At 55.2% G+C, this 25,412-nt stretch carries 23 protein-coding genes and 1 tRNA gene; 15 read left to right on the top strand and 9 right to left on the bottom strand.

Annotated elements, in window-relative coordinates:
- Nucleotides 1-115: 115 nt before the first annotated feature.
- The 8 genes from C5687_RS16570 (at nucleotide 116) to yejF (ending at nucleotide 10,117) form a co-directional block, all read left to right on the top strand.
- Nucleotides 116-1,102, top strand: a complete 987-nt coding sequence (locus tag C5687_RS16570) for a CobW family GTP-binding protein (protein WP_104557393.1) — start codon at nucleotides 116-118, stop codon at nucleotides 1,100-1,102.
- Nucleotides 1,103-1,135: 33 nt separating this feature from the next.
- On the top strand, nucleotides 1,136-1,837 hold the full coding sequence (locus tag C5687_RS16565) for a phosphatase PAP2 family protein (RefSeq protein WP_176472026.1): 702 nt from the start codon (nucleotides 1,136-1,138) through the stop codon (nucleotides 1,835-1,837).
- A 427-nt stretch (nucleotides 1,838-2,264) separates the two neighbouring features.
- Nucleotides 2,265-2,834 carry a bifunctional murein DD-endopeptidase/murein LD-carboxypeptidase gene (gene mepS / locus C5687_RS16560; RefSeq protein WP_047346578.1) on the top strand — a complete coding sequence of 190 codons (570 nt, stop codon included), beginning with the start codon at nucleotides 2,265-2,267 and terminating at the stop codon, nucleotides 2,832-2,834.
- Between the two features lie 126 nt (nucleotides 2,835-2,960).
- Nucleotides 2,961-4,517 carry a cyclic di-GMP phosphodiesterase gene (locus C5687_RS16555; protein ID WP_025756280.1) on the top strand — a complete coding sequence of 519 codons (1,557 nt, stop codon included), beginning with the start codon at nucleotides 2,961-2,963 and terminating at the stop codon, nucleotides 4,515-4,517.
- A 74-nt stretch (nucleotides 4,518-4,591) separates the two neighbouring features.
- On the top strand, nucleotides 4,592-6,397 hold the full coding sequence (locus C5687_RS16550; protein ID WP_104557392.1) for an extracellular solute-binding protein: 1,806 nt from the start codon (nucleotides 4,592-4,594) through the stop codon (nucleotides 6,395-6,397).
- Nucleotides 6,398-6,406: 9 nt separating this feature from the next.
- Entirely contained in the window at nucleotides 6,407-7,501 is a 1,095-nt protein-coding gene (locus C5687_RS16545; protein WP_059385226.1) for a microcin C ABC transporter permease YejB, read from the top strand.
- Nucleotides 7,501-8,526: an ABC transporter permease gene (locus C5687_RS16540; protein WP_025756283.1), complete on the top strand. Its 1,026-nt coding sequence runs from the start codon at nucleotides 7,501-7,503 to the stop codon at nucleotides 8,524-8,526. Before C5687_RS16545 ends, C5687_RS16540 begins: the two co-directional genes overlap by 1 nt.
- 1 nt (nucleotide 8,527) lies before the next feature.
- The gene (yejF, locus tag C5687_RS16535) at nucleotides 8,528-10,117 is read left to right on the top strand and encodes a microcin C ABC transporter ATP-binding protein YejF (RefSeq protein ID WP_059385225.1); all 1,590 of its coding nucleotides are present in this window, start codon (nucleotides 8,528-8,530) and stop codon (nucleotides 10,115-10,117) included.
- 3 nt (nucleotides 10,118-10,120) lie between these two features.
- On the opposite strand, the gene C5687_RS16530 is transcribed toward yejF, so the two are convergent.
- The 3 genes from C5687_RS16530 to rsuA form a co-directional block, all read right to left on the bottom strand.
- Nucleotides 10,121-10,465, bottom strand: coding sequence for a YejG family protein (locus C5687_RS16530; protein ID WP_008500952.1), 345 nt, complete (start codon nucleotides 10,463-10,465; stop codon nucleotides 10,121-10,123).
- Between the two features lie 278 nt (nucleotides 10,466-10,743).
- A complete protein-coding gene (locus C5687_RS16520) occupies nucleotides 10,744-11,940 on the bottom strand; it encodes a Bcr/CflA family multidrug efflux MFS transporter (RefSeq protein ID WP_045285143.1) in 1,197 nt (398 codons plus the stop codon).
- Between the two features lie 15 nt (nucleotides 11,941-11,955).
- Complete coding sequence (gene rsuA, locus C5687_RS16515) at nucleotides 11,956-12,663, bottom strand: 16S rRNA pseudouridine(516) synthase RsuA (RefSeq protein WP_047959126.1); 708 nt, start codon at nucleotides 12,661-12,663, stop codon at nucleotides 11,956-11,958.
- Between the two features lie 151 nt (nucleotides 12,664-12,814).
- Between rsuA and radD the strand changes: the two genes are divergently transcribed.
- Together radD and rplY are read left to right on the top strand one after the other, a co-directional pair.
- Nucleotides 12,815-14,575: a DNA repair helicase RadD gene (gene radD / locus C5687_RS16510; protein ID WP_047959127.1), complete on the top strand. Its 1,761-nt coding sequence runs from the start codon at nucleotides 12,815-12,817 to the stop codon at nucleotides 14,573-14,575.
- Nucleotides 14,576-14,699: 124 nt separating this feature from the next.
- On the top strand, nucleotides 14,700-14,984 hold the full coding sequence (gene rplY / locus C5687_RS16505; protein WP_025756288.1) for a 50S ribosomal protein L25: 285 nt from the start codon (nucleotides 14,700-14,702) through the stop codon (nucleotides 14,982-14,984).
- A 51-nt stretch (nucleotides 14,985-15,035) separates the two neighbouring features.
- On the opposite strand, the gene yejK is transcribed toward rplY, so the two are convergent.
- Complete coding sequence (gene yejK, locus C5687_RS16500) at nucleotides 15,036-16,043, bottom strand: nucleoid-associated protein YejK (protein ID WP_047346586.1); 1,008 nt, start codon at nucleotides 16,041-16,043, stop codon at nucleotides 15,036-15,038.
- Nucleotides 16,044-16,177: 134 nt separating this feature from the next.
- Here yejK and C5687_RS16495 point away from each other — a divergent pair, with 134 nt between their 5' ends.
- The 3 genes from C5687_RS16495 (at nucleotide 16,178) to C5687_RS16485 (ending at nucleotide 18,334) form a co-directional block, all read left to right on the top strand.
- Nucleotides 16,178-16,405 (top strand): YejL family protein, encoded by a 228-nt coding sequence (locus C5687_RS16495; RefSeq protein WP_014884596.1) that lies wholly within the window; start codon nucleotides 16,178-16,180, stop codon nucleotides 16,403-16,405.
- A gap of 19 nt (nucleotides 16,406-16,424) precedes the next feature.
- On the top strand, nucleotides 16,425-18,185 hold the full coding sequence (yejM, locus tag C5687_RS16490) for an LPS biosynthesis-modulating metalloenzyme YejM (protein ID WP_104557391.1): 1,761 nt from the start codon (nucleotides 16,425-16,427) through the stop codon (nucleotides 18,183-18,185).
- A gap of 72 nt (nucleotides 18,186-18,257) precedes the next feature.
- Nucleotides 18,258-18,334: transfer RNA gene (locus C5687_RS16485), tRNA-Pro, on the top strand.
- Between the two features lie 37 nt (nucleotides 18,335-18,371).
- On the opposite strand, the gene C5687_RS16480 is transcribed toward C5687_RS16485, so the two are convergent.
- The gene (locus tag C5687_RS16480; protein ID WP_025756295.1) at nucleotides 18,372-19,559 is read right to left on the bottom strand and encodes an MFS transporter; all 1,188 of its coding nucleotides are present in this window, start codon (nucleotides 19,557-19,559) and stop codon (nucleotides 18,372-18,374) included.
- A 125-nt stretch (nucleotides 19,560-19,684) separates the two neighbouring features.
- The gene (locus tag C5687_RS16475; protein WP_008500962.1) at nucleotides 19,685-19,945 is read right to left on the bottom strand and encodes a DUF2534 family protein; all 261 of its coding nucleotides are present in this window, start codon (nucleotides 19,943-19,945) and stop codon (nucleotides 19,685-19,687) included.
- Between the two features lie 208 nt (nucleotides 19,946-20,153).
- Here C5687_RS16475 and eco point away from each other — a divergent pair, with 208 nt between their 5' ends.
- Complete coding sequence (eco, locus tag C5687_RS16470; RefSeq protein ID WP_025756296.1) at nucleotides 20,154-20,657, top strand: serine protease inhibitor ecotin; 504 nt, start codon at nucleotides 20,154-20,156, stop codon at nucleotides 20,655-20,657.
- A 103-nt stretch (nucleotides 20,658-20,760) separates the two neighbouring features.
- Here the strand turns inward: eco and mqo are convergent, their stop codons facing one another.
- Entirely contained in the window at nucleotides 20,761-22,413 is a 1,653-nt protein-coding gene (mqo, locus tag C5687_RS16465) for a malate dehydrogenase (quinone) (protein WP_025756297.1), read from the bottom strand.
- Nucleotides 22,414-22,600: 187 nt separating this feature from the next.
- Between mqo and C5687_RS16460 the strand changes: the two genes are divergently transcribed.
- Nucleotides 22,601-23,890, top strand: a complete 1,290-nt coding sequence (locus C5687_RS16460) for a SulP family inorganic anion transporter (protein ID WP_104557390.1) — start codon at nucleotides 22,601-22,603, stop codon at nucleotides 23,888-23,890.
- Here the strand turns inward: C5687_RS16460 and mgtE are convergent.
- Together mgtE and C5687_RS25090 are read right to left on the bottom strand one after the other, a co-directional pair.
- Nucleotides 23,853-25,289, bottom strand: coding sequence for a magnesium transporter (gene mgtE, locus C5687_RS16455; protein ID WP_025756298.1), 1,437 nt, complete (start codon nucleotides 25,287-25,289; stop codon nucleotides 23,853-23,855). The two genes, C5687_RS16460 and mgtE, sit on opposite strands and share 38 nt — an antisense overlap.
- Nucleotides 25,210-25,412: hypothetical protein (locus C5687_RS25090; protein ID WP_238380490.1), on the bottom strand; the 203-nt coding region annotated here is incomplete at its 5' end. The genes C5687_RS25090 and mgtE, both read right to left, overlap by 80 nt.

Raw genomic sequence — 25,412 nt, 5'->3', positions numbered from 1 at the left:
GCGCTTAACGCGAACGGAAAGGGTCTCCGTTCGCCCTTCCCCTTCTCATTGGTCACGTTTTTCGTCAGGATAAGAGAACAGTGTTATCGCATCACCCTTCTCTCCCGGAGCGCACGTGACCAAAACCAACCTCATCACCGGTTTTCTCGGCAGCGGAAAAACCACCTCCATTCTTCACCTGCTGGCAACTAAAGATCCGGCCGAGAAATGGGCCGTGCTGGTCAATGAATTTGGCGAGGTAGGCATTGATGGCGCACTGCTGTCATCCAGCGGCGCGATGATTAAAGAGATCCCCGGCGGATGCATGTGCTGCGTCAATGGCCTGCCAATGCAGGTGGGACTCAACACGCTGCTGCGTCAGGGCAAACCCGACCGCCTGCTGATTGAACCCACCGGACTGGGCCACCCGAAGCAGATCCTCGATCTACTGACCGCCCCGGTTTACGAGCCGTGGATCGATCTGCGCGCCACCCTGTGTCTGCTCGATCCACGCCAGTTGCTCGATGAAAAAGCCGTCGCCAATGAGAACTTCCGCGACCAGCTCGCCTCGGCTGACATTATCGTCGCCAATAAAGAAGATCGCGCCACGGCTGAAAGTCAGGCGGCACTGGAAGCGTGGTGGCAGCATTTCGGCGGTAATCGTACGCGGGTACAGACCACCCAGGGGAAAATAGACAGCGCCCTGCTTGATCTTCCTCGTCTGAACCTCACCGAGCTGCCCGCCAGCGCGGAGCACGCGCACAGTCATCCGGTTAAGCAGGGTCTGGCTGCCCTCAGTCTGCCGGAGCATCAGCGCTGGCGCCGCAATCTGAATAGCGGTCAGGGATATCAGGCCTGCGGCTGGATCTTTGATGCTGAAACAGTCTTCGACACCATTGGGATCCTGGAGTGGGCCAGACTTGCCCCCGTCGATCGCGTGAAAGGGATTATGCGCACGCCGGATGGACTGGTACGGATTAACCGCCAGGGCGACGATTTCTTCATTGAAACGCAAAACGTGGCGCCGCCGGACAGCCGTATAGAGTTAATTAGTGCGGTTAACACCGACTGGAATGCCCTGCAGTCCAGCCTGTTGAAGATTCGTTTAAGTTCGGGCGGCTAACGTTGCCCCAGTTTTCACTCTATGCTGAATGTTATGACAACGCGATTTCCCCTGATATTACTGCTTAATGTCGCCGGTCTGGCGCTTTTCTTCTCCTGGTATATCCCGGCGAATCATGGTTTCTGGTTCCCGCTGGATTCGACCATTTTTCACTTCTTCAACCAGGAGCTGGTTAAGAGCAACGCCTTCCTGTGGCTGGTGGCTCTCACCAACAACCGCGCCTTCGACGGCTTCTCTCTGCTGGCCATGGGCTGCCTGATGCTCTCATTCTGGCTGAAAGCCGATAACGCGGGACGTCGACGCATTCTGATTATCGGTCTGGTGATGCTGCTGTTCGCGGTCATCATTAACCAGCTGGCTACCGCGATTATTCCGGTTAAACGTTCAAGCCCAACGCTATTCTTCACCGATATTTATCGCGTCAGCGAGCTGCTGCATATTCCGACAAAAGACGCGTCGAAGGACAGTTTCCCCGGCGATCACGGGATGATGTTGCTTATTTTTTCCGCAATAATGCTTCGCTATTTCGGCAGAAAAGCCTTTGCAATAGCCCTGATTATTTTTGTGGTTTTTGCATTCCCGCGCGTAATGATTGGCGCCCACTGGTTCAGCGATATTGCCGTCGGTTCGCTCTCCGTTGCGCTGATTGCGTTGCCGTGGTGTCTGATGACGCCACTGAGTGACAGAATAATAGCCCTGTTCGATCGCTATCTTCCGGGCAAAAAGCAACAATAATTAAACAAACATCTAACTCAAATTAACGTTAATCATCAGGGATCGACATGATCCCTGATAGCCTTCCCGCCACGATCGTTTCGCGCTGTCATATTCCTGTCATCAGTTTCATGATAAAAATGAAGCAATTGCGCGATAACGCGTCGGATCTGACCGTATTTTAAGCAATTACGGATTTTTACTTTCTGTATCACAATTTCTTATAAAAAAAAGGCTTTTTTTACTCGCAATACCCCGGGCAATCGGTTAATCTCGAACTCGTTTTGCCCCATAGAGATAATGATTTCGCTGGTGAATAATTTTGTGCGCTGTGCCACAAATGTGATCAGAAAGAATTGTCTCAATGTGAACAGATAATTAGTCTCGTCACGTTTGGCATTTTTATAACGATATTTGTCGTTAAGGACTTCAAGGGAAAATAAACAAAATGGTCAAATCTCAACCGTTTCTGAGATATATCTTACGGGGGATCCCGGCGATAGCAGTCGCGGTACTGTTGTCTGCATGTAGTACATCGAACACCGCAAAGAATATGCATCCTGAGACGCGTGTTGTGGGAATGGAAGATTCCTCGTCACTGCAAGCCTCTCAGGATGAATTTGAAAATATGGTACGTAATCTGGACGTGAAGTCCCGCATTATGGACCAGTATGCTAGCTGGAAAGGCGTGCGTTATCGTCTTGGCGGCAGCACAAAAACAGGTATTGATTGTTCCGGTTTTGTACAGCGTACGTTCCGTGAGCAGTTTGGGTTAGACCTTCCGCGTTCAACGTATGAACAGCAGGAGATGGGCAAGTCGATTTCACGTACGAAACTGCGCACCGGTGATTTAGTTCTGTTCCGCGCAGGTTCTACAGGTCGTCATGTTGGCATCTACATTGGTAATGACCAGTTTGTACATGCCTCCACCAGCAGCGGTGTGACCATTTCCAGCATGAACGAACCGTACTGGAAGAAGCGTTACAACGAAGCGCGCCGTGTTCTGACCCGCAGTTAAGATGACAATTGTATCGTTGGTTATCCCTTGGCTGGCGATACGATGAAAAAAGCACTGCTTCGGCAGTGTTTTTTTTTGCCCGTTACACTGAATACATCCAGCGGCATTTCAGGAATCACGACGTCTATGTTCACCCGCTACTTTTCCAGCAATCGCAAGATTCTGTTCATCAGCATTATCACGGGTCTTATCGCCGCCCTGCTCCTCGGGTCATTGCAGTTTTTCTGGAGCTACCACAAGCGGGAAACCAAATTCGACACCCTGATTCACGATATCTCCATCTATATGGAGAGCTATTTCGATGAGTTAAAAAACGCTGTCGATATTCTCCAGCCGCTCACGTTGAACACCTGCCAGGAGGTCAATCAGGAGCTCACCTCGCGCGCCGCCTTTAGCATTAACGTTCGCGCCTTCCTGCTGGTAAGAGACAAAATGGCATTTTGCTCATCGGCCACCGGCCCGATGAATGTTCCGATGGAGGAGCTGATACCGGAGCTGCACATCGGTAAACCGATCGATATGGCGTTGCTACCGGGCACCCCGATGTTGCCCAATAAACCCGCGATTGCCATCTGGTACCGTAACCCGTTAGTGAAGGATGGCGGTGTGTTCACCTCGGTGAATATCAATCTGACGCCTTACCTGCTCTATACCGCGCGTCAGGACGAGTTTGCGGGCATTGCCATCATTATTGGTGATAATGCGTTGTCAACGCGATCCAGCAGGCTAGTCAAAGCGCATGATTTACATGATATCCCGGCCCGCACCGCGACGCTGAAAGAGGTCCCCCTGACCATAAAACTGTATGCGGACGCGTGGACCAGCGATGAAATTCTCTATGCCCTGTTCTTCGGGCTGGTATGCGGTATTGCTGCCGGATCGCTCAATTACTACATCCTCAGCATTCGGCTCAATCCGGGTAAAGAGATTTTAAGCGCCATTAAGCGTGGTCAGTTTTATGTGGTTTATCAGCCCGTCGTTGATGCCAAATCGCTCCGGATGACCGGGCTTGAAGTGCTGATGCGCTGGAAACATCCGACAATGGGAGAAATTCCGCCAGATGCATTTATCAACTTCGCTGAAGCGCAGAAGCTGATTGTCCCGCTGACGCTGCATCTCTTTGATCTGATTATTCACGATGCCCCCGTGTTACAGACCCTTCTTCCCCCTGGAGCAAAAGTGGGGATCAACATTGCGCCCGGACATCTGCATGCGGAAAGCTTCAAAGACGATATGCGCACCTTCAAAGCGCTACTGCCGCCGGATTACTTCCAGATCGTGCTGGAAATTACCGAGCGCGACATGCTTAACCATCGGGAAGCCAACAGCCTCTTCGAGTGGCTGCATAATGAAGGCTTTGAGATAGCCATTGATGATTTTGGTACGGGCCACAGTGCGCTAATTTATCTTGAGCATTTCACCATGGACTATCTCAAAATCGACCGCGGTTTCGTGAATGCCATTGGTACCGAGACCGTAACCTCGCCGGTGCTGGATGCCGTGCTCACGCTGGCAAGGCGACTGAATATGTCGACCGTCGCCGAAGGGGTGGAAACGCCGGAACAGGCCGCCTGGCTGCGTGAACATGGCGTCAACTTCCTGCAGGGATACTGGATTAGCCGCCCGATGCCGCTGGCACAGTTCCGTGAATGGCGACCGGACGTGTCACCCGACGGTGAATAATTTCACATTGCCTGCGGCGTCACTTATTATTCAGCTTAACCGAGCCGGTCTGTAAAAGAGGGAGCCGCCGCGAGATGCTTATGCGCGTTATGTTGCTGATGTTGGCATTCACGAGCCTGTCCAGCCAGGCGCAAGCCATCAAAGAAAATATCGCCTTCGCGGTGATTGGCGAGCCGAAATACGCCGTCAATTTTACCCACTTCGATTACGTTAACCCTGACGCGCCGAAAGGCGGAAAGGTCACGCTTTCCGCCACGGGAACGTTCGACAACTTTAACCGCTTCGCCCTGCGTGGGGTGGCGGCGGCGCGAACGGAATCGCTTTACGATACGCTCTTTGTCACGTCTGATGATGAGCCCGGCAGCTACTATCCGCTGATTGCCGGGAATGTGCGTTATGCCGATAACTTCGCCTGGGCGGAAATCACCCTGAACCCCCGGGCACGTTTTCACGATGGCACACCGGTTAAGGCCAGTGACGTCGCCTTCACCTTTCATAAATTTATGACCGAAGGCGTTCCCCAGTTCCGCATTGTCTATAAGGGGGCGTCAGTCAGAGCCATTGCGCCGCTGACCGTACGCATTGAGCTGAGCGAACCGAACAAAGAGAATATGCTTAGTCTGTTCTCGCTGCCCGTGATGCCTGAATCGTTCTGGAAGAATCATAAGCTAAGCGACCCGCTCTCGACGCCACCGCTGGCAGGCGGTCCCTATCGCATCACCGACTGGCGCATGGGGCAGTATGTGGTCTACTCCCGCGTTAAAGACTACTGGGCGGCTGACCTGCCGGTAAACCGCGGGCGCTGGAACTTCGACACCCTTCGCTATGACTACTACCTTGACGATAACGTGGCGTTTGAGGCGTTCAAAGCCGGTGCCTTCGATTTACGCGTAGAGAGCAGCGCCAAAAACTGGGCGACCCGCTATATCGGGAAAAATTTCGCCAAAGGCTATATCGTTAAGGACGAACACAAAAATGCGTCTGCCCAGGACACGCGCTGGCTGGCGTTTAATATTCAGCGTCCGGTATTTACTGACCGCCGGGTGCGGGAAGCCATTACCCTGGCCTTTGATTTTGAATGGATGAACAAAGCGCTGTTTTATGGCGCTTACAGCCGCGCTAACAGTTATTTTCAAAATACCGAGTATGCCGCGCGTGATTATCCGAAAGCGGACGAACTGGCCCTTCTGACGCCGCTGAAAGCCGAGCTCCCCCCGCAGGTGTTCACCCGTGTCTTTCAGCCGCCCGCGTCAAACGGTGACGGTTACGATCGCGACAACCTGCTGAAAGCCAGCAAGCTGCTGGATGATGCAGGCTGGCACCTGAAGAATCAAAAACGGGTTAATGCCAAAACGGGTCAGCCTCTCAGCTTTGAACTGCTGCTTTCGTCGGGGGGTAACGATCAGTGGGTACTGCCGTTTAAGCATAATCTTGAGCGTCTGGGCGTAACCATGAACATTCGCCAGGTCGATAACGCCCAGATCACCAGCCGCATGCGCAGCCGGGATTACGACATGATGCAGCGCCTGTGGCCCGCGCACCCGTGGCCCAGCTCGGACCTGCAAATCTCCTGGGCCTCCCGCTACATCGACTCCTCGTACAATGCTCCGGGCGTAAAAAGCCCGGCGATTGATGCGCTGATTGCGAAAATTGTGGCGGCGCAGGGAGATAAAGAAAAGCTCGTGCCGCTTGGGCGCGCCCTCGACAGAGTGTTAACCTGGAATTACTACATGCTGCCGATGTGGTACATGGGCGAAGACCGCCTCGCGCGCTGGGACAAGTTCTCCGTGCCTGCCGTGCGCCCGGTCTATTCCCTCGGCTTTGATACCTGGTGGTATGACGTCAACAAAGCCGCCAGACTTCCCGCTGAGCGGCGATAAGGAATCATCATGGGTGCGTATCTTCTCCGCCGTCTGCTGCTGGTCATCCCCACCCTGTGGGCCATCATCACGATTAACTTTTTTATCGTGCAAATCGCCCCCGGTGGGCCGGTCGATCAGGCGATTGCCGCCATTGAATTTGGCAACAGCGGCGGCATGCCCGGCGGGGGCGGTGAAGGCATGGGCGCGAGCCATGCGCGAACCGGCGTGGGGAATATAAGCGAAAGCCATTACCGCGGCGGACGCGGTCTGGATCCGGAGGTGATCGCCGAGATCACCCATCGCTACGGCTTTGACAAACCGATTCACGAGCGCTATTTCAAAATGCTCTGGGATTACATCCGCTTTGATTTCGGCGACAGTCTGTTTCGCAGCGCGTCAGTGTTGACGTTGATTAAGCAGAGCCTGCCGGTTTCGATAACGCTGGGGCTATGGGGAACGCTGATCATCTATCTGGTCTCGATTCCGCTCGGGATCCGCAAAGCAGTTTATAACGGCAGCCGCTTTGATATCTGGAGCAGCACATTCATCATCATCGGCTATGCCATTCCGGCGTTTCTGTTTGCCGTCCTGCTGATCGTCTTTTTTGCCGGGGGAAGTTATTTTGACCTCTTCCCACTGCGAGGGCTCGTCTCCGCCGATTTCAGCACGTTGCCCTGGTACCAGAAAATAACCGACTATCTCTGGCATATCACCCTGCCGGTTCTGGCCACCGTCATAGGCGGGTTTGCCGCCCTGACCATGTTGACCAAAAACGCCTTTCTCGATGAAATTCGTAAGCAGTACGTCGTCACCGCCCGCGCCAAGGGCGTGAGCGAAAAGCAGATCATGTGGAAACACGTGTTCCGCAACGCCATGCTGCTGGTGATCGCCGGATTTCCAGCCACGTTCATCAGTATGTTTTTTACCGGCTCGCTGCTGATAGAGGTGATGTTCTCGCTCAACGGCCTGGGTCTGCTGGGCTATGAGGCCACCGTGTCGCGTGATTATCCGGTAATGTTTGGCACGCTCTATATTTTCACCCTGATTGGCCTGCTGCTGAATATTGTCAGCGATATCAGCTATACGCTGGTCGATCCTCGAATCGATTTTGAGGGCCGCTGATGCCGCGTTTAAGCCCCGTCAACCAGGCCCGCTGGGCCCGCTTTCGCCACAACCGCCGTGGCTACTGGTCGCTGTGGATCTTTGCCGTGCTATTTGTGTTGAGCATGTTTTCGGAACTGATCGCTAACGATAAGCCGTTGCTGGTGCATTTTAATGACCGCTGGTACGTGCCTGTTCTGGTCAGTTACAACGAAAGCGACTTTGGCGGCCCATTTGCCACGCCGGCGGAGTATCAGGATCCGTGGCTTCGCCAGCAGATTGAGCAACACGGCTGGGCGCTTTGGGCCCCGGTGCGCTTTGGCGCAAACAGCATTAACTTCGCCACGACGACCCCCTTCCCTTCTCCGCCCTCCGCGCAAAACTGGCTGGGAACGGATGCCAACGGTGGCGACGTGCTGGCGCGCATCCTGTATGGCACCCGTATTTCGCTTCTCTTTGGGCTGATGCTGACCATTTTCTCCAGCGTGCTGGGCGTCGTGGCGGGTGCCGTTCAGGGCTACTACGGGGGAAAAATCGACCTCTGGGGCCAGCGGGTGATTGAAGTCTGGTCAGGCATGCCAACGCTGTTTCTCATCATTCTGCTCTCCAGCGTGGTACAGCCCGGCTTCTGGTGGCTGTTAGGCATCACCGTCCTGTTCGGCTGGATGGCACTGGTAGGCGTCGTGCGCGCGGAATTCCTGCGTACCCGCAATTTCGACTATATTCGTGCCGCGCAGGCGCTTGGGGTCAGCGATCGCGGGATCATCTTCCGCCATATGCTGCCGAATGCCGTGGTAGCCACACTCACCTTCCTGCCGTTTATTCTGTGCAGCTCCATCACTACCCTCACCTCACTCGATTTCCTGGGCTTTGGTCTCCCGCTGGGTTCGCCGTCGCTCGGCGAACTGCTGCTGCAGGGTAAGAACAACCTGCAGGCGCCGTGGTTAGGCATCGCCGCTTTTCTCTCCGTGGCCGTGCTGCTTTCACTGCTGATTTTTATTGGCGAAGCCGTGCGCGATGCCTTCGACCCTAACAAGGCGGTATAAGATGACCCAGCCTCTTCTCAGTATTGATAACCTGTCGATTGCTTTTTCAACGCAGGGCGAGACGCGCACCGTGGTCACCGATCTGTCGCTGCAGATCCAGCGCGGTGAAACGCTGGCCCTGGTGGGGGAATCGGGGTCCGGCAAGAGCGTATCTGCCCTTTCCATCCTGCGCCTGCTGCCGTCTCCGCCGGTGAGCTACCCGCAAGGGGATATTCTGTTTCACGGCAGTTCACTGCTGCATGCCGATGAACACACCCTGCGGGGCATTCGCGGCAACAAAATCGCCATGATCTTCCAGGAGCCGATGGTTTCGCTCAACCCGCTGCACAGCCTGGAAAAACAGCTCTATGAAGTGCTCTCCCTGCACCGGGGGATGCGCAAAGAGGCGGCGCGGGGAGAAATTCTGGATTGTCTTGAGCGAACAGGCATACGCAATGCGGCCAAACGGCTCAATGATTTTCCGCACCAGCTCTCCGGCGGCGAACGCCAGCGCGTGATGATTGCCATGGCCCTGCTCACGCGCCCGGAACTGCTGATAGCCGACGAGCCCACAACGGCGCTCGACGTGACGGTACAGGCTCAAATATTAACGCTGTTGCGGGAGCTGCGTGACGAACTCAATATGAGCCTGCTGTTTATCACGCACAACCTGAGCATTGTGAAAAAGCTGGCCGACAGCGTCGCGGTAATGCAAAACGGGCGATGTGTGGAACAGAATATCGCCTCCACGCTGCTGAACGCGCCACAGCATCCTTATACGCAGCGCCTGCTCGACAGCGAACCCGCCGGCGATCCGGTTCCTCTCGATGCGGACAGCGCGCCGCTGTTGCGCGTTGAGGATCTGTCCGTCTCGTTCCCGATCCGCAAAGGTATTTTGCGGCGCATTGTCGATCGAAACCCGGTGCTGAAAAACCTCCGCTTCTCGCTGCGTCCTGGCGAATCCCTGGGGCTTGTGGGCGAATCCGGTTCGGGTAAAAGCACCACCGGTCTGGCGCTGCTGCGCTTAATTGCCTCGCAGGGCGAGATCCTCTTTGACGGCATGCCGCTGCACCGCTGGAACCGGCGGCAGATGCTGCCCGTTCGTCCACGCATGCAGGTGGTTTTTCAGGATCCCAACTCCTCGCTTAACCCGCGGCTCAGCGTGTTACAGATCGTCGAAGAGGGCCTGCGCGTGCATCAGCCCGCCCTGAGTGCTCAGCAGCGCGAGCAGGAGGTCATGCGGGTAATGGTTGAAGTAGGTTTAGATCCCGAGACGCGTCACCGCTATCCGGCTGAATTCTCCGGCGGGCAGCGCCAGCGTATCGCGATTGCCCGCGCGCTGATCCTGAAACCAGAGCTGATTATTCTGGACGAACCAACGTCCTCTCTGGACAGGACCGTACAGGCGCAGATCCTGGCGCTGCTCAAGGGGTTACAGGAAAAACACCGGCTGGCCTATATCTTTATCAGCCATGATCTACAGGTGGTGAGGGCGCTGTGCCATCAGGTGATTGTGTTGCGACAGGGAGAAGTGGTCGAGCAGGGTGAGTGCCAGCGCGTATTCACCGCGCCAACGCAGCGCTACACGCGCCAGCTGTTGTCGGCAGACTAGCGCTCAGAAGGGGTACTGGCCAGAGAAAGGCTCAGCAATAGCAACGCCAAAATTCTTCAGACGGCAGGTGGCTGCAAACTCGTCCTGGCTTTTCACAAACAGGCACGGCTCGCCTTCGCACTCCAGCACGGAGCTGTCCACTTCGATATCGGTCAGGGCCTGGCTCAGACGTTCCATCACCCGCCATGCATTTTCGTCGCTCGGGCTCAGCAGTTTGAGTGCCACCAGGCAATTCTCGCAGCCCGCGACGTTTTGCGGAATCGGTTCAACTTTCGAACCTGCAAAACCCGCCGACCAGCGATAGCTCTGAGGCAAGCGATGGACAATGGAGAGTTGTAATGTATTCACGTTCGTTCCCCGGAAGTAAAATTCACTTCACAATTTATTTACATTTATAGTAACACATCATCGCCAGCCTGCACTATTCAGCGCTTTTTATTCGTTTCCAGGCTCGCGTCGGCGCTATATGTACCCGTTTCTGCGATCTAACTCAACCTTTTTGAATACAATGATGTGACTTTTTACACAAATAGATTTTACATAAAATAAACAAACACGGGGTAAACGAACACGGGTTTGGTTGATATGTATCAACAAAAAAGGCCCTGCCGGGCCTTCTCTGTAAATCAGTGAGCCGCTTTTCGTGGTCGACTGGCGTAAAGATAGAAAAGGATTGAGCTGGTTGCGCAAAAAGCCATCGCCCACAGCATTGGCCATGCCGTACTGAAGGTGGCCATAGCCAGTAACGCCCCGACGATCGCACCGATACCGAAGCGGAATGTCCCCGCCAGGGATGACGCGGTGCCTGCCATGTGCGGGAACTCATCCAGGATCACCGCCATCGCATTCGATGACACCATCGCCACGCAGCCGACAAAGGCCGCCACGCCAACGACCAGCGCCCAAAAGCCCACGCCCAGAAACGCGCTCACGACCAGCCAGACGGCCATCACAAACTGGATCCACAGACCGGCGCGGAACATGTTCAGCGCCCCCACCCGCCGGACAAAACGGCTGTTGATGATGGTCATGATAAACAGGAAGACGATGTTGAGCGCAAAGTAATAGCCAAAGTGCTGCGGTGAGACGTGGTTCAGTTCAATGTAAACAAACGGTCCGGCGCTCAGGAAGGAGAACATACCGGCGAAGCTGAACCCGCTCGCCAGCATATAGCTCAGCACGCGCTTATGACGAAACAGCGAAGCAAAGTTGCCGATTGTAGTGCGAATATGGAATTTCTGACGGCGCTCGACTGGAAGCGTTTCATCAATAAAGAAGAAAATCATCGCCGAGGCCAGCAGCGCGGCCAGGGCCAGGATCCAGAAAATCATATGCCAGCTAAACCACACCAGTACCGCACCACCAGCCATCGGGGCCACCAGCGGCGCAATCGTCGTCACCAGCATCACAAACGACATCATGCGGGAGAACTCTTCTTTCGGGTAGATATCGCGCATCAGCGCATTAATCACCACGCTTGCTGCCGCCGCCGCCAGACCGTGGAAGAAGCGCATGATAATCAGATGATCAATCGTCTGCGCCAGCGCACAGGCAACCGCAGCAACCGCAAAGACCAGCGTCCCGCCCAGAATGACGGGCTTACGTCCAAGGCTGTCCGCCATCGGGCCATAAAACAGCTGGCCGAGGGCAAAGCCGAGAATATAGGTGCTGAGCGTCATCTGCGCACTGCCCGCCGGGACGCCAAACTGCGCCGAAATGACCGGCAGCGCAGGCAGGTACATATCGATAGACAGCGGCATCAGCATGGCCAGCAGGCCAAGAATGAAAACAATTTTGAACGACGAGTGTGGCCTGGTGGTCACAGAGTTCTCCTGAAATTAGTGCGAAGGCAGACCGACGCTGGCGATCTCTTCTTCCGTTAACGGGCGGTATTCGCCTGGCGCCAGGTCGGGATCAAGTTCAATCGCACCAATCCGTTCGCGATGCAGGCCCACGACGTGGTTCCCCACCGCGGCAAACATACGTTTTACCTGATGATAGCGCCCTTCACTGATGGTCAGGCGGACTTCGGTCGGCGTGATCACCTCGAGCACGGCGGGTTTGGTCAGATCTTTTTCATTATGCAGCTGGACGCCTTTCGCGAATTGCTCTGCCGTGCCATCCGCAACCGGAGACTCCAGCGTCACCAGATAGGTTTTTTCGCAGTGGTGGCGCGGAGAGGTGATGCGGTGAGACCACTGTCCGTCGTCGGTCATCAGCACCAGCCCCGTGGTGTCGATATCGAGTCGCCCGGCGGCATGCAGCTTATGCGCAACCGGTTCGTCGAGGAAATAGAGCACCGTCGGGTGATCCGGATCGTCCGTAGAGCAAACATAGCCTTCCGGCTTATTGAGCATGAAATAACGCGGGCCGTGCTGCTGGGTCAGCGGATTGCCGTCATACTCAACCTGATGGTCAGGTTGCAGTTTGAACGCGCTGTCTCTCACAATGTCGCCATCCACGGTAACGCGGCTGGCGCGAATTTCGCGCCCGGCAATAGCGCGGCTTACGCCGAGTTGCTGAGCGATAAACTTATCAAGTCGCATGAAATCTTTTTAGCCTTAATGGTGCTGGAACTCGGACAACAGGTCCGAAAAAGACGCAGTCTGGAACGGCTCAGTATAATGGTCTGGTTGCGCCACTCAAGGGAAAAAGTTTCGTGGCATACTATGTGCGGAATAACGAAACCGAGACCCCATGACTTTTACACTTCGACCCTATCAGCAGGAGGCCGTTGACGCCACCCTCGCCTGGTTCCGTAAACATCGCGAGCCGGCGGCGATTGTGCTGCCGACCGGTGCAGGCAAAAGCCTGGTGATCGCCGAGCTGGCGCGCCTGGCGCGTGGCCGCGTGCTGGTTCTGGCGCACGTTAAAGAACTCGTTGCGCAGAACCATGCCAAATATTGCGCACTGGGACTGGACGCCGACATTTTCGCCGCCGGACTCAAGCGTAAAGAGAGCCGCGGCAAAGTGGTCTTTGGCAGCGTGCAGTCGGTGGCCCGCAATCTCGACCTGTTTCGCAGCGAATTTTCGCTGCTGATTGTCGACGAATGTCACCGCATCAGTGATGATAACGACAGCCAGTATCAGCAAATCCTCACTCACCTCAAAGAGGTGAACCCTCACTTACGCCTTCTGGGCCTGACGGCAACCCCGTTTCGTCTCGGTAAAGGCTGGATCTACCGCTACCATTATCACGGCATGGTGCGCGGGGATGACAAGGCCCTGTTTAGCGACTGCATTTACGAACTTCCGCTGCGCTATATGATTAAACATGGCTACCTGACACCGCCTGAACGGCTGGATATGCCGGTGGTGCAGTACGACTTCAGCCGTCTGCAGGCGCAGAGCAACGGCTTATTCAGCGAAGCGGATCTTAACCAGGAGCTGAAAAAGCAAAAGCGTATTACGCCGCACATCATCAGCCAGATTGAGGAGTTCGCCGCGACGCGCAAAGGGGTGATGATCTTTGCCGCCACCGTTGAGCACGCACGAGAAATCACCGGCTTACTGCCCTCTGGCGACGCGGCGCTCATCACCGGTGAGACGCCCGGCCCGGAGCGTGACGGGCTGATTGAGGCCTTTAAAGCCCAGCAGTTCCGCTATCTGGTGAACGTGTCGGTGTTGACCACCGGCTTTGACGCGCCGCACGTCGACCTGATCGCCATTTTGCGCCCGACCGAATCAGTCAGCCTGTATCAGCAGATTGTGGGTCGCGGCCTGCGACTGGCGCCGGGCAAAACCGACTGTCTGATTCTGGACTATGCCGGCAACCCGCACGATATCTATACCCCTGAAGTCGGGGCGCCCAAAGGGAAAAGCGACAACGTCCCCGTACAGGTTTTTTGCCCCGCCTGCGGGTTTGCCAACACCTTCTGGGGCAAAACCACCGCTGACGGCACGCTGATCGAACATTTTGGCCGCCGCTGCCAGGGCTGGTTTGAAGATGATGAGGGGCACCGCGAGCAGTGCGATTTCCGTTTCCGCTTCAAAAACTGCCCACAGTGCAATGCCGAAAACGACATAGCCGCCCGCCGCTGTCGGGAATGCGACACGGTGCTGGTTGACCCGGATGACATGCTGAAAGCGGCGCTAAAGCTGAAAGATGCCCTGGTGCTGCGCTGCTCGGGCATGGCACTGCAGCCCGGCGCCGATGAAAAAGGTGAGTGGCTGAAAATCACCTATTACGACGAGGACGGGGCGGACGTGAGTGAGCGTTTCCGGGTCCAGACGCCCGCCCAGCGCACGGCCTTCGAACAGCTGTTTATCCGCCCGCATACCCGCACGCCGGGCATCCCCCTGCGCTGGATAACCGTGGCCGATATCGTGCGCCAGCAGGGGCTGTTGCGCCATCCGGATTTTGTGGTCGCCCGTAAGAAAGGCCAGTTCTGGCAGGTGCGTGAGAAACTCTTTGACTATGAAGGTCGCTTCCGTCGCGCTAACGAATTGCGCGGTTAGGGGACTTTTCATTGATGTGCGGGGCATTTGAGTATAAAATGCCGCCCGCTTCACATCCGTGAGGCAGAACACTCACCTGCTGCTGGGTCGCCTGTAGTAGGGTTTTAAATACAGAGAGAAATCAATGTTTACTATCGAAGCAGAAGTACGTAACGTGCAGGGTAAGGGTGCGAGCCGCCGCCTGCGTGCCGCTAACAAGTTCCCGGCTATCGTTTACGGTGGCGAAGCTGCTCCAGTTGCAATCGAACTGGATCACGACAAACTGTGGAACCTGCAGACCAAAGCTGAATTCTACAGCGAAGTTCTGACCATCGTTGTTGGCGGTAAAGAAGAAAAAGTGAAAGTTCAGGCTGTTCAGCGTCACGCGTTCAAGCCAAAACTGACTCACATCGACTTCGTTCGCGCGTAATCGCAAACCTGTCGAAAAAAACCCCGCTTCTGCGGGGTTTTTTTATGGCTGTTATTTCCCGCCAGAGGTGCGGCGCTGAAGCTGATCGCGCAGGTTCGGCGGCGTCCCTTTGATGGTCAGCGTATCGGTGGCCGGATCCCAGAAAATGCGTTCACCCAGCAGCATCGCGTCAAAGTTGATGGTTAACCCACCGCCGCTGCCGGCAAATTTGGTTAACTGACGCAACGTGCTGCGATCCGCCGGGAAGCTCTCTTCAAGCTCATAGCCTTTATCCGCAGTGAATTCCTGGAAGCTGACTTCACTCACACCTGCCAGCTCTTTGGACAGCGACTCCAGCTCAATTTCTTCCCCTGCCTGCAGCTGTTCGTTGCAGTAGCTGTAAACCTGCTGACGTACGTTCTGACGCTCAGATTTATCAAGCTGTGCTTCAGCCGTGAAGTCGTCAACCGCCTGGAGCAGCCCTTTGTTTTGCGCTTTGGCGTTAAGACCTTCGCTGGCACCGAGGAAGTCCATGAAGAAATCCGCCACTTTGCGGCCCACACGCCCTTTCAGGAAAGTCAGGTAGCGGGTCGATTCCGGGTTCGTTTCCCACTCGGTCAAATCAATGCGCGCCACAATATCCGCATGGTTGATGTCCAGATAATGGGTGGAGCTGATATCCAGCTGCTCGTTCACGCGCATGCTGCTTAAGTTATTCAGCACGGTGACCAGCAGATACTCAACCGCCAGGTAGCGGTAGTGGCAGAACAGAACGATCCCGCCGTCGGCGAAGGGATATTTGGCCAGTTCGTCGCGCAGACGCCCGGTTGCGGCGCGGCTAAACGCCAGGAAATCCTCTTCGCCCTGACGCTGCAGACGCAGGCTATCAGCCAGTTCACTCTCTTCGCTGAACAGACCGTAGGCTTTATTTTTGGCGCTGTAGACGCGATGCAGCTCTGCCATCATCTCCACAACGGTCGCCGTGGGTTCCAGTAACGAATCGCGCAGCACCACTTCAAGGGTTTGCTCATCACGCTTGATAAGCTGGTGCAAGGCAATCTGGTTGATTTCCAGACTCATGATAAACTCTCCTTTTAGACCGGGCGGTATTCAACCACCACCAGGGCATGTGTGCAACAACAGATAAAAAAGGGGAAAAAAAGCTGTTGCTACGGTAATATGTTGCCCTTTCATCAACAAACTGATTTTGATTTATGCCACAACATTCCCGCTACAGTGATGAACACGTTGAACAACTGCTCAGTGAGCTGGTCAACGTACTGGAAAAACATAAAACACCGACCGATCTCTCCCTGATGGTTTTGGGAAATATGGTCACCAACCTTATTAACACCAGCGTTGCTCCGGCTCAGCGTCAGGCGATCGCAAAATCTTTCGCCCAGGCTTTACAGTCATCCGTCAGCAACGACCAGGCCCATTAAGGGATACGAACAACAGTTTATGGTGACGAATCGTCAGCGCTACCGTGAAAAAGTCTCCCAGATGGTCAGCTGGGGGCACTGGTTTGCCCTGTTCAACATTCTGCTGGCGACGGTGATTGGCTGTCGTTATCTGTTTGTCGCAGACTGGCCCACAACGCTAACCGGGCGGATCTACTCCTGGATGAGTGTTGTTGGTCACTTTAGCTTTTTGGTTTTCGCCACCTATCTGCTGATCCTGTTCCCCCTGACGTTTATCGTCATGTCGCAGCGTCTCATGCGGTTCTTGTCCGCCATCCTTGCGACGGTGGGGATAACGCTGCTGCTTATCGACAGTGAAGTGTTCACCCGCTTCCACCTGCATCTTAACCCCATCGTCTGGGAACTGGTGATTAACCCCGACCAGAACGAAACGGCCCGTGACTGGCAACTGATGTTTATCAGCGTCCCGGTGATCCTGTTGATTGAGATGCTGTTTGCCACCTGGAGCTGGCAAAAACTTCGCAGTCTGACCCGGCGACGCCATTACGCGAAGCCTGTCGCCACGCTCTTTTTCGTCTCGTTTATCAGTTCGCACATCATGTATATCTGGGCGGATGCGAACTTCTATCGCCCTATTACGATGCAGCGCGCCAACCTGCCGCTCTCCTATCCAATGACGGCCCGCCGCTTCCTCGAGAAACACGGCCTGCTTGATGCCCAGGAGTATCAGCGCCGTCTGGTCGAACAGGGGAATCCGGAAGCCGTCAGCGTTCAGTATCCTCTGAGCGATCTGCGTTATCGTGATATGGGTCGCGGGCAAAACGTCCTGCTGATCACCGTCGATGGCCTGAACTACTCCCGTTACGAGAAGCAGATGCCTGCGCTGGCTGAATTCGCCAGTCAAAACGTCACGTTTACTCAGCATATGAGTTCCGGTAACTCAACCGATGCGGGCATCTTTGGCCTCTTCTATGGTATTTCAGCCGGATATATGGATGGCGTGCTGTCGAGCCGCATACCTGCGGCGCTGATCACCGGGCTGAATCAGCAAGGTTATCAACTGGGGCTGTTCTCATCAGATGGCTTTAACAGCCCGCTCTACCGCCAGGCGCTGCTGTCAGATTTCTCACTGCCGCCAGCGCAGGACCAGTCCGATGCGCAGACCGCCAGCCAGTGGATAAACTGGCTGCAGCGCTACGCTCAGGAAGATAACCGCTGGTTCTCATGGGTGGCCTTTAACGGCACCACGCTTGCCAACAGCAATAAAAATGACTTTACGCGCCGCTATGGCCGCGCGGCGGGCAATGTTGATGCGCAGATAGCTCGCGTACTTGACGCGCTACGTGAGTCGGGCAAGCTGGAGAACACCGTGGTGATCGTGACCGCTGGCCATGGCGTCCCGCTGGGTGACGAAACGAAGAGTATGAACTGGTCACGTCCGAACCTGCAGGTTCCGCTGGTGATCCACTGGCCGGGCACCCCGGCTCAGCGCATCAATATGCTCACCGAGCATAAAGATGTCATGACCACCCTGATGCAACGTCTGCTGCACGTCAGCACGCCTGCAAACGAGTATTCGCAGGGGCAGGATCTCTTTAGCGCCGCGCGCCGCCATAACTGGGTCACGGCTGCCGGGAATGACACGCTGGTGGTAACCACACCGAAGCTGACGCTGGTGCTGAACAGCAACGGCAATTATCAGACCTATAATCTCGAAGGGGAGCGGTTGAAAGACCAGAAACCGCAGTTGAGTCTGCTGCTGCAGATCCTGACGGATGAGAAGCGCTTTATCGCTAACTGATTAATTATAAACCAGTTAGCGACAGATTCCCTTGCATTCGAAACGGAATCGAGTAGTATGCTTTCTATGCGTCGGCACGTAGCGCAGCCTGGTAGCGCACCGTCATGGGGTGTCGGGGGTCGGAGGTTCAAATCCTCTCGTGCCGACCAAAAATACATTGAAAACCAGCCTTTTATGGCTGGTTTTTTATTGCGCCTCGTCCGGCGTTTTGCGCAGATACACCAGTGTAACCAGGCAAATCACCGCTCCGGCATAAAATGTATATTCCGCACCAAACGTTTCCCAAATAACACCGGCTAGCACGCTGGCGATTAACAACCCAACACCGCTGACCAGGCTAAAAATACCGAAAGCCGTGCCGCGCAAATCCGCTGGCGCAGTTTTCGCAATCATTGCCGCCAGCAATCCTTGCGTCATCCCCATATGCACGCCCCAAAGCGCAACCCCTAAAATAATGCCCGCCCAGTGGGTGCTCAGCGCAAGCACAATGTCCGCCCCTATCAGCACCACCAGTCCCCACTGCAGTAACCGGGTGTGGCTCATGACGTCGGATAACTTGCCAAACGGATAGGCTGAGAGGAAATAGAGCAGATTCATGGCCACCATCACCAGCGGAATGAGCGCCAGCGGCACCCCGGACTGCTGGGCACGAAGGACCAGAAATGCCTCACTGAAACGGGCGAGTGTGAAGACAGCGCCTAACCCAATCACCCACCAGCAGCCTTTACCCAGGCGCCTGAGGTTCTCTTTTTTGATGGGATTCGTGCGTTTATGTTCAACAGGCGTTTTCGGCTCATGCAGCCCGAAGAAAAGCAGGGCAACGGCAAGTACACCGGGGATAACCGCAATCCAGAAAATAGTTCGAAAATCATCATTCCACAGTAGCATCAGGCCTACGGCCAGCAGCGGGCCGAGAAATGCGCCGATGGTGTCCATCGACTGACGCAGACCAAAGGCCGCACCGCGGAGTTCCGGTGGCGTGACGTCAGCGACCAGCGCATCACGCGGTGCACCGCGTATCCCCTTCCCTACCCGGTCGATTAAGCGTGCCCCCAGAATCATGCCGGACGAAGACGCAATAGCAAACAACGGTTTACTTAGCGCGCCAAGACCATATCCCAGTACCGCCAGCCCTTTACGTTTACCCAGATAGTCGCTAATTGCCCCGGAAAACACTTTGATAAACAGCGCAGTGGCTTCGGCCAGCCCTTCAATCAAACCGATGAAAATCACGCTGGCTCCGAGCGTCGTCACCATAAACAGCGGGAGCAGGCTGTGAATGATCTCCGAGGAGATATCCATCAACATACTGACCCCACCGACAACCCAGACGCCTTTCGGGATCCGGCTGAGCGTTGCAAACCGGGATAACATTACGCATCTCCTGCTGTATGTAGAACATTTTGCTCAAAACAGAATATCCTGGAAGCGCAGGTAAAATATCGTCAGGCATAAAAAAAGCCACCCCGCAGGATGGCTTAGTTATCGTGAATCGGTACTTAGTGCTTCTCGCGTCCGCCCAGGAAAAAAATACCCAGCGGTATGGCCAGCAGAACGGTGAACACCAGGCTATAGACGAAGATCATTGCCGATTGCAGCACGTACATGCTGGTTGTCCAGGCTGAGAGGGGGATATTGTACTGTTCGATCACACCCACAATGGTTGCCCGCCCCACGCACGCAGCAGCAATCATAAAGACCACCAGCAGCGCCAGGAGGAACTTACGGCCTTCAGGTGTTTTCAGTTTTGCACGAACCATCTCTCTTCCCTTCACAGATGAATAACATTATGTGAGGAATAAAATAACACGATCTGCCGCCCGATTCCATTCCAGCACAAAAAACCAATTCTCTGGCAAAATCGTAGTTTATTACGCTACTCATATTGAAAATGTAAGTAAATGAAGCTAATCATTCAGAATTGTTATGCTAATCTGGTTCTGCTCGTTTTGACATAAAGGAATGACAATGAAAAACGCACCTAAATTTGCCATCGCTCTGATCGCCGCCGCGTGCGCCAGCGCCAGTGCTTTTGCCAGCGAAACCCCAAAAGAACAGCCGCTGGAAAAAGTCGCCCCGTATCCGAAAGCAGAGAAAGGGATGAAGCGTCAGGTGATTCAACTGCCGGTTCAGCAGGATGAAGCCAATTTCAAAGTGGAACTGTTAATTGGCAAGACGCTGGAAGTGGATTGCAACCAGCACCGTCTGGGTGGCCAGCTTGAAAGCAAAACGCTGGAAGGCTGGGGTTATGACTATTACGTCTTTGATAAAGTGACCTCTCCGGTCTCCACCATGATGGCCTGCCCGGACGGCAAGAAAGAGAAGAAATTTGTGACGGCGTATCTGGGTGATAACAGCCTGATCCGCTACAACAGCAAGCTGCCGATTGTGGTCTATACACCTGAAAACGTCGAGGTGAAATACCGCGTGTGGAAGGCTGAAGAGAATGTCGGCCAGGCGGTAGTACGTTAAAACCAGGTCGGGTGCGCTCTGGCGCCCTCACCGCAACCCTCTCCCACCGGGAGAGGGAGAAAACACGAAAAACGGCAACGTATGTTGCCGTTTTGCTTTTACCTTACAGCGCGATATCCGCAACCGGTTTGTTTTCCGGCTGAGCCTTCAGCTCCGCTTTTGGTGCGGCATCTGCAGCAGCCTGCGGTTTGACGTATTGCAGTTGCAGTACGCGGCTGGTGTATTCCAGCTCCTGCTCCGTCGCGTCCACGTTACCGTTCAGCTTCGTGCCGTAGGATGGAATAATCGTTTTCAGCTTCGCCTGCCATTCCGGGCTGGAAACTTTATCTTTAAACACTTTTTCCATCAGGTGCAGCATGATTGGCGCAGCAGTAGATGCTCCCGGGGACGCCCCCAGCAGCGCGGCAATGGTGCCGTCCTTATCGCTTACCACTTCGGTACCCAGACGCAGCACGCCACCTTCTTTCGGATCGCGTTTGATGATCTGTACGCGCTGACCCGCCTGCCACAAACGCCAGTCTTCTTTTTTCGCCTGCGGATAGTACTCTTTCAGCGCTTCAAAGCGTTCTTCGTCTGAGAGCATCACCTGGCTAATCAGGTATTTCACCAGGTCGAAGTTATCCAGACCGACATCCATCATCGGCTTGACGTTAGACGTGGTCGTGGCGCTCAGCAGATCCCACAGGGAGCCATTTTTCAGGAACTTGGTGGAGAAGGTTGCGAACGGTCCAAACAGCACCACGCGTTTGCCGTCAAGCATGCGGGTGTCGATGTGCGGCACGGACATCGGAGGTGCGCCTACGGAAGCCTGGCCGTACACTTTTGCCAGATGGCGATTCACCACTTCCGGATTATCGGACACCAGGAACTGACCGCCCACCGGGAAGCCCGCATAGTCGTCAGCTTCCGGAATACCGGACTCCTGCAGCAGTTTCAGCGCGGCACCACCCGCACCAATAAAGACAAACTTCGCCTTGATGACGTGCTCAGCTTCGTTATTTTTCAGATCGGCAACGGTCACGCTCCAGCTGTTGTCCGCGTTGCGCTTGAAGCCACGCACTTCGGTGCTGAGCTGCAGGTTGAAGTTCTCTTTCTTCTTCAGAGAGGCTACCAGCTGACGGGTGATTTCACCGTAGTTGACGTCGGTACCAATCTCAGTGCGGGTCGCCGCCACTTTCTGGTTCGGATCACGACCTTCCATGACCAGCGGAGCCCATTCTTTGATCTGCGCGTGATCTTCAGAGTATTTCATGCCGCGGAACAGCGTGCTCTGCTGCAGAGCAGCGTAGCGCGCGCGCAGGAAGTTGACGTTCTGCTCGCCCCACACAAAGCTCATGTGCGGTACGGTGTTGATGAAGGAGTGCGGATCGTGCAGCACGCCGTTGTTGACCTGGTGAGACCAGAACTGGCGAGAAATCTGGAATGCTTCGTTGATCTCTACCGCCTTCTCGATACTAATGGAACCGTCCTTTTTCTGCGGCGTATAGTTCAGTTCCATGAGTGCCGAATGTCCGGTACCGGCGTTATTCCAGCCGTTCGAACTCTCCTGCGCCACGCCATCGAGGCGCTCGACCATGGTCATTGACCAGTCCGGCTGCAGTTCCTGCAGATAGGTTCCCAGCGTGGCGCTCATGATACCGCCACCAATTAAAAGGACGTCCGTTTCCTGCTCTTTTGGTGCGTCAGCTTTCGCCGCCATAGAGACGGTGTTAAGCCCCACGGCCAGAGAAAAGAGCATGGCAGTCATTTTTTTCATAATTTATGCCTTAGTGTAAAAGTGCTTGATGCGTGGAAATTGCAGGTGAAAAAAGCTGCGGGGGCACGGTAACAACTTTTAAATATTGTTTAAAGGTTACGAAATTATTGTAATTGTGAAATTTAATGATGGATTGTTTGTGGGGGATTACGCTGGCGGCTGGCAATAGGCGCTTTTTCTGGCTACTATCCTGCACTTTGTGATCGCGCGCACGGAAGCCTGCCCTAACCAGCGAAGTGTTATGTCCTTACCCCAACCTGCTTTACCCCGCGAAGGCCACGTCAGCACGGTCCTCAGCTCACCCAAACGTCTGATGCGTGAAACGCTGGCGGGGGTGATTACCGCTCTGGCGCTGATCCCTGAAGTGATTTCATTTTCCGTGGTTGCGGGCGTTGATCCAAAGGTCAGCCTTTTTGCCTCTGTGGTGCTGTGTCTCGCCCTGTCCGTACTGGGTGGTCGTCCGGCGATGGTCACGGCAGCGGCCGGCTCCGTCGCGCTGGTCATTGGCCCAATGGTGCATCAGCACGGCGTGCAGTACATTCTGCCGGCGGTGCTGATGGCTGGCGTGATTCAGATCCTGTTCGGGGTATCGGGCATGGCCCGTCTGATGCGCTTTATCCCGCAGGCCGTCATGACCGGGTTTGTTAACGCGCTCGGTATATTGATTTTCTTCGCCCAGGTTCCCCACTTCTGGAGCCGAAGCCCGCTGATTGTAGGCCTGTTTATGCTGACGGTGCTGATTGTGCTGTGGGTACCGCGCTACATCAAAAGTGTCCCTTCGCCGCTGATCGCCATTGTGGTGTTGACGCTGTATACCGTGAGCACCGGTCAAATCCTGCCGACCGTGGGTGATGAAGGCGCGATAAGTGGCGGTTTACCGGGGCTTACCGAATTGCGGGTACCGCTGAATTTACAGACGCTGAGCATTATCTGGCCGTGCGCGCTGAGTATCGCCTTCGTCGGCCTGCTGGAATCCCTGCTTACGGCAAAGCTGGTGGATGAGCTGACCGCAACGCCGTCGAGCAAGCGCCGTGAGAGCATCGGGCTGGGCGTGGGGAATATTCTGTCCGGTTTTTACGGTGGCATTGCGGGCTGCGCGATGATCGGACAAACCATCGTCAACGTCGAGATGGGGAAAGGACGAAGCCGCATTTCAACCCTTGCGGCGGGCATCGTGCTGCTGGTTCTGGTGACAGCGCTCAGTGACGTAATGGCCAAAATCCCGATGGCGGTGCTGGCCGGGATCATGGCGATTGTCGCCATTAAAACGTTCAGCTGGCACAGCCTCCAGCCTGCAACCGTAAAAAATGCCCCGATTGCGGAAACGGTGGTCATGCTGGTCACCGTGGCCGCCACGGTATCAACGGGCAACCTGGCGATTGGCGTACTGGGCGGGATCATCGTTATGGCGCTGCTTCCCGCCCGCGTTAAGCGTCGGCTTAAAGCAGAAAAATCGTTGCCAGGCCAAGAAAAATAAAGAAACCGCCGGTATCGGTGATGGCGGTGATCATCACGCTCGACCCCACAGCGGGGTCGCGCCCCAGTTTGGTCATTGTTAACGGAATAATAACCCCCATCATCGATGCCACCAGCAGATTCAACACCATCGCCAGCATCATTACTCCACCTAACGCCATATCGTCATATAGCCACCAGGTGATGCCGCCCATAATGCCGCCCCATACCAGGCCGTTAATCAGCGCCACGCCCATCTCTCTGAAAATCAGAAAGGCGAAGTTACCCGGCTGAATGTTCTCCAGCGCCAGCGCGCGGACGATCATAGTAATGGTCTGGTTGCCGGTGTTACCGCCAATCCCGGCCACAATCGGCATCAGCGAGGCTAAAGCCACCAGTTGCGAAATGGTATGTTCAAAGCCATCAATCACGCGGGAGGCGATGAACGCGGTACATAAATTTATGGCAAGCCAGGCCCAGCGGGTTTTGACCGCCTTGCCGACGGAGGCATGGACATCGTCTTCGGCGCTGATCCCCCCAAGGGCGCGCAGGTCGTTATCGGTTTCTTCATAAACAACGTCAACGATCTCATCGATGGTCAGACGCCCCATCAGTTTGCCGACGGAATCGACAACCGCCGCGCTCACGAGGTCATCACGTTCGAAGGTACGCGCCGCTTTTTCCGCATCGTCTTCCGGGGAGAAGACCATCGGCTCGTTTTCCATCACCTCGCTCACCTTCCGCTGGGTGCTGTTAAGCAGGATGGTTTTCAGCTCCAGCTCGCCGAGCAGGGTTTTATCCCGCGAGGTGACAAACAGTTTATCGGTGTTGTCCGGCATCCTGCCCAGGCGACGCAGGTAGCGCTGGACGGTACCGAGCGTGACGTCAGGACGAACGGTGATAACCCCGAACTCCATAATCGCGCCGACGCTGTTTTTCTCATAGTGCATCACCTGACGTACCCGCGCCCGTTCATCGGCAGGCAGGGAAGCCAGCAGGCGACCGGTCAGGTTTCGCGGCAGGTGCTGGACCAGGTAAATCTGCTCGTCGATATCCAGCGTTTGCAGGGCGTCGAGGATGTCCCGGTCGCTCATCTCATCAATGAGGTCATCCCAGACGTTTTCCGAGGCCTCAAGCAGCACCTGCCCGCGCTCGTGGTCCTGTACCAGCCGCCACAGAGCGTGACGCTCTTCCGAGGGAAGCGCTTCCAGGGTGTCCGCCAGGTCAGGTGGGGGTAAATGCGCAACCAGCGCCCCTACCTCAGCAATATCGTCGGCTAACGTGCCGACATCATATTGCTCAGCCAGGGTGAGTTTGCCTAATAACGTAGACGTGACCGCCTTATCGGTCGTGAGAAGCCAGATAAGTCGCGCGCGTTCCTGGTCGCGCTGTCTGGCGCTGTTTTTCTTTAATACCGACATCAATCATAAATCCATGAAATAAGTTGGTATTAAGCATAGCGCGGGGATATGTAAATAAGAATAAACAACGGGTCGGGATGGAGAAAAAATCGGCATTACGGCCATGATCTATCCCCTCTCCCT

This window comes from Enterobacter sichuanensis, from assembly GCF_002939185.1.
Classification (GTDB): Bacteria; Pseudomonadota; Gammaproteobacteria; order Enterobacterales; family Enterobacteriaceae; genus Enterobacter; species Enterobacter sichuanensis.
This window is presented reverse-complemented; position numbering and strand designations above follow the sequence as displayed.